We start from the raw sequence: 4709 nt of genomic DNA, 5'->3' as shown, positions 1-4709 counted from the left end.
CGCTGGAACAGCTCCCACAACTCATCCGGCACCAGCCGCTCTACGATCGAAACCACGACCGACAGGCTACCGATCCAAATGAGATGACGTCTAAGACGTGCTGAAATTCGCTCAAGGCGGCACCCTGCCGGACGCCGAACGGGACGAGCTACGGCGAGCGCTGGCCCGGTACCAGGCCTTGTCTCTCGCGCACCGTGCAGTGGCCGGCGAGGGGCCGCCGGGCGCGTGACCAGGCTCTTGGCCTGATCCCGCTCGATGAGGCGGTCTGCGCGGCAGGCGGGAGTGCTCAGGCGGCTAGAGGCGCGTGGATGAAGCATCGGTGATGTCGTCGCCGACAGCACGCATCACTGCCTCGGTCTGAAGGCCTCGATGGCACCTGTCGCTTGACCACGGACGAGAGGGTCCGCGATGTCGGCTGTCGGCCGCCCGGCCTCAGGTGCCGGCGTGCCCGAGGGCCGCCCAGGCCGCAGCCGCGGTCGCGGCTGCGGCAGCTGCGACTATCACCGTCCGCGCCATCGCGGCCCACGGCATGGACGCGTCCGCCCGCAGAGGCGGCGAGCGCCGCTCGCGAGGGTCACCGTTGATTGCCTCCGCTACGAGCCAATCTGCTGCGGTGGGATGCCCCGGCCGACACTGCACGCATCCCGGCCGATCACAGGGAGAGTCGGCCATCAGCCAGTAGGCGCCCAGCAGGCGGGCCGGGGCAGTCGGAGCCAAACCGCTGTCCTCATCCGGTTCCATGCCGGAGCAACGAGCACGCCGTGCGGCAGAAACGCTTCTGTCCACCATCCGGCCCCTGCCATCACGCCGACGGAGGCCCCCAGCCCAGAGGGTTGACGTACCTCGAAGCGACGCGATGAGGCAACGACAGGACTGCCGACACTGTCTTCCCGCTCGGCCTGACGCTGACCTGCACGTCCATCGCCAGGTTCTGCACCTAGAACCAGCCGAACCCACCCGGCTCGCCCGCATCCGTCGTTCGTGGGCACGGAGGCACACGGCTGGCGTCCTCCACCGTGACCGTCAGCGTTCCCGGACCGGCTCTCAGTGCGAAGGCCGTTACTCCGCCGGCATGCCGCACCGCGCTGGTGACCAGTTCGGACACCACCAGCAGTACCGCATCCGACTCCGCGCCGCCGTCTGGCGCGAACACGGACAGAAAGCCGCGTGTCACATCCCTCGCCCCCGCCGCGAGCCGCGTGCTGGCCCTCCTCAAGGACCCGTAGTCCTCCTCAGGCAAATAGACCATCGCGGCCTCCAGCGGCTCGATCCTCGATACGTGCCCTGCTGCCCAGAAGAGATCGGACTATCCCCGAAATCGGCGACTTCTGGCACAGGCACTGAGCCTGAGACTGAGGTCCTGCTGGCAGTGGCCCCCGGACAGCGGCAGGGCCGGTCTCCGCGCCCGCATCACCGCGGTGAGGTCCGGTAATGGGGCCGCAGGTAGCGCGTCGGTCCTCCCTCGTCCGCTGAATGCCGGTGTCCATGCGGTGATGGAGGCGCTACAGGCGGACGATGATCAAAGCGATGTCGTCGTCTGCGTCGCTGCTGCACCCCAAGCGGGACAGCAGGGTGTCGGCCAGGTGTTCAGGGGCAAGGCGGGCATGGGCGGCCAGGATGTCGGTGAGCCGGTGCAGGCCGGCGTCGATGTCCTCGCCGCGGCGTTCGATGAGCCCGTCGGTGTAGAGCGCGAGGGTGTCGCCGGGACGGTAGGACACGTCGGCGTGGGGCCGGGGGACATGCCGGAGGCGGGCTCCCAGCGGGGGGTCGGTGGCCTGATCGAGCAGGACGAAGGTGCCGTCGGGGCGGGTGAGAACCGGTGGGGGGTGGCCAGCGCTGCTGTAGGTGATGTGCCGACGGCGGGTGTCGATGACCGCTTTGACCACGGTGGTGGCCAGTGCCCCTTCCACCGAGCGGGCGTACAGGTCCAAGACCCCGATGGCGCTGGCGGGCTCGGGCAGGGCACGGACGGCGGCGGACAGTGCGCTGCGGAGCATGCCCATGACCGCGGCCGCCTCCAGGCCGTGGCCGACGACGTCGCCGACGGCAACGGAGAAGGCGTCGTCGGGCAGGTCCACCACGTCGTACCAGTCGCCGCACAAGTTGAGCCCTTTGGCTGCGGGCAGGTAGCGCACCGCGATGCTTTGGTGTCGGGCCAGATCCGGGGACTGCAGCATGGCCTCCTGGAGGGTGACGGCAACCTTCCGCTCCCTGGCGTGGGCCTCCCGCAATTGCTCATTGAGCCGCTGGAGCTCCCGTGCCCGCACATAGAGTTCGGCCGCCATAGCCTGCCTCCCGCTGGGCACCTGATCCGGTTGCCGGTGGGCACCATGGGAGAGCACGAACTCGGTCACGTCCTCCACCCGGTGGATGATCCACGCCACCTGCCCGTCGGGTCCGAGCACCGGGGTGTTGATCGGCGACCACCACCGTTCCTCGAACACCCCGGGGCGGGCGGGCACGGGGATGTCGTACTTCTGTACCGCCATCGTGTCCGGCTCCCTGGAACGCAGAACCCAGTGCAGGGAAGCACTCAGGTTCCGCACCCCGTCGGCGTCGGGGTCGGCCGGGTTATCGGGGAAAGCGTCGAAGAAGTAGTGCCCGACCAGGTTTTCCCGGGAACGGCCGGTGGCGCGGCAGTACGCCTCGTTGAGGTCGAGGACTACGAGATCGGGGCCCAGCACCAGATACGGACTGGGGGTGGCGGCGAACAACGCCTGGTAGTTGATCGGCCGTGTGGTCACGGGCGCCCTCTCCCTCCCGTCCGCGGCCCCCCTCTCTGGTTCCACTATGCGCGTTGCCGACCACCACACCAGCGTGGCAGGGCCATGGAGTGCCGGAGAACCGCTGCTCAGAGCCAAGCCCTTCTTCGTCTGCTGGGGGGAGGCCCGCTTCCTTCAGGTGGCGCCGTCGTACCGCCTGGCTGCGACCGCACCAGCCGTTTTGACACCTGCGTGTCGCTCTCTTTGGTCTTGCCGTGGCGTTGAGCCGACGCGTGCATCGGGGTGTCGGAGGTCCTGGTCTGCCTCCCCGGGCCGTGCAGGGAGCTGCAGGGCAGCGGGCCTCAGTTGCTTGCAAGCGGCAGGGGCTCCGTTTCAGGACTGTCGCCCGCCGGTCCCGGCTGGCGGTGCAGGTCTTGCCGGAGCCGTTGTCGCAGGGCGAAGAGAGCCTGGAGATCTGCTATTTCCGCGAAGCATTCGAGTAGATACGGCAGTGCGGCATCGTCTCCCTCGTGCACGGCGGCTGCGATCTGTTCGATGATCTGCCGCATCGCGGGCGGCGCTGATTCCAAAGAGGCGGTCACCGAGTGCGCCTACCCGGCGTGCCGCGGGCAAGGCTCACTCGTTCAGGTGTTGGGTCGGTGCCCGGGTGCAGGCCGGTGCGGCCAAAGCACTGCGTGTCGTGTCGTGGCGTCGGGTTCGGGTTACTGCCGGTTGCCGCGTGCTGCGTTGAGAAGGGCCTTCTGATAGTGGACGCCTTTGCGGGTGAGGAGGAACAGGCGCAGAGCGGCTGCGAGCAGGCCGAGGATCTGGGGCAGGGGGACGATGACGATGCGGGCGGTGCGGGTGAGGTGCTTGCCGTTGGCGGTGGGGAAGGTGAGCGATGTCTGGCAGACGCAGAAGAAGTGGGGGGCGATCCACCGGGTGGTAATGGTCCGCTGTGATCTGGCCAGGATCGTGAAGTGGGGGAAGTCGAGTCTGTCCCCGGCCACGGTGCCGACGATCTGCTGGCGGCCTTCGTAGCTGCGGTGGATGTTGCCGCTGTTGCGGATCGCGTTCGAGGCCCAGTTGCAGGCAGGACGACGAAGCCGGATGCGTCCTTTGGGGCGGCTGACCGGCTTGAGGGTCAGGTTGAGGTGCTGTTTTGCCCAGTCGACGAGCTTTCCCGCGTAGGCGGAGTCGGCCCACACGATCGTGGTCTCGGGGTGCATGAGGCGCAGGCGGAAGAGGACTTCCTTCGCCGCAGCGTGCAGGCGGCTACTGCTGTACCGATGTGAAAACCACCGTCAGTCGGGCCAGGTGCCGGTCAGGCGGCGGGTCGCGGTGGCGCCGAAGCGGTCGACGGCGGCTTTGACCGCGGCGAAGACCGCACCCTGCAGGGTGGCGGCGAGCAGCACCTGACGCCAGGTACGGTCCTCATCGGTGGCATCAGGGGCGTCTTCGTCGTGACCGAGCATCTTCCACGCCTGCTTGAACACTGTGCCGGCGAGCATGCCGCTGACGGCTCCAAGGGCGAGACCGACCGGCTTGTAGGCGATCGTCAATGCTTTCATCGGCTTCATCCCTTCCTGCGGCGGCATGCCAGCCACGCCGCGGCGGCCACGCCCGCAGCGGCCAGCAGCATGATGCGGTGGTCCCGCGCCGCGTGCGCTGTCTGGGCGGCCTTCTGCCGCACCGGTTCGGGCGCCTTTTTCTCCCACACGCGCCCGGCCCGGGCCGCCTTGGCCCGTGCCTGGTCAGCGGCCTGACCGGCCTTGTCCTTGACCGGGTCGGGCACCTTGTCCCGCACCTGGTGCGCGACGTCAGCGGCCTTGGCCTTGAGCTCTCCGGCCCTGGCCGCGACCTGCTGCTTGACCTCGGCGGCCTTCTCCTGGGCGCGGGCCTTGACATCGGTCTGAGGTTCCCCCGGCGTGCGGGAGGTGCTGATCAGCTGGTCAGACACCCCATGTCGTTTGGTGTCAAGCGGCATGGAGGTGGGCGTGGTGTGAC

The 4709-nt window shown here is 68.6% G+C and carries 5 protein-coding genes and 1 pseudogene; all 6 read right to left on the bottom strand.

Features of this window, described 5'->3' with window-relative positions; genetic code table 11:
• Positions 1-1502: 1502 nt before the first annotated feature.
• Entirely contained in the window at positions 1503-2744 is a 1242-nt protein-coding gene (locus ACIBK0_RS51735) for a PP2C family protein-serine/threonine phosphatase (protein ID WP_399097497.1), read from the bottom strand.
• A gap of 320 nt (positions 2745-3064) precedes the next feature.
• Positions 3065-3304 carry a hypothetical protein gene (locus tag ACIBK0_RS51730; RefSeq protein WP_399097495.1) on the bottom strand — a complete coding sequence of 80 codons (240 nt, stop codon included), beginning with the start codon at positions 3302-3304 and terminating at the stop codon, positions 3065-3067.
• Positions 3305-3424: 120 nt separating this feature from the next.
• Positions 3425-3712 carry a hypothetical protein gene (locus ACIBK0_RS51725; RefSeq protein ID WP_399097493.1) on the bottom strand — a complete coding sequence of 96 codons (288 nt, stop codon included), beginning with the start codon at positions 3710-3712 and terminating at the stop codon, positions 3425-3427.
• A gap of 79 nt (positions 3713-3791) precedes the next feature.
• Positions 3792-3967, bottom strand: a pseudogene (locus ACIBK0_RS51720) (IS5/IS1182 family transposase); the annotation flags it as partial.
• Between the two features lie 39 nt (positions 3968-4006).
• Positions 4007-4273, bottom strand: a complete 267-nt coding sequence (locus tag ACIBK0_RS51715) for a DUF4235 domain-containing protein (RefSeq protein ID WP_399097491.1) — start codon at positions 4271-4273, stop codon at positions 4007-4009.
• 5 nt (positions 4274-4278) lie between these two features.
• On the bottom strand, positions 4279-4709 hold a 431-nt coding region (locus ACIBK0_RS51710), incomplete at its 5' end, for a hypothetical protein (protein WP_399097489.1).

Source organism: Streptomyces sp. NPDC050564, from assembly GCF_044457265.1.
Classification (GTDB): domain Bacteria; phylum Actinomycetota; class Actinomycetes; order Streptomycetales; family Streptomycetaceae; genus Streptomyces.
Note: the sequence above shows the minus strand (reverse complement) of the source record. Positions and strands in the feature narration are given on the sequence as shown.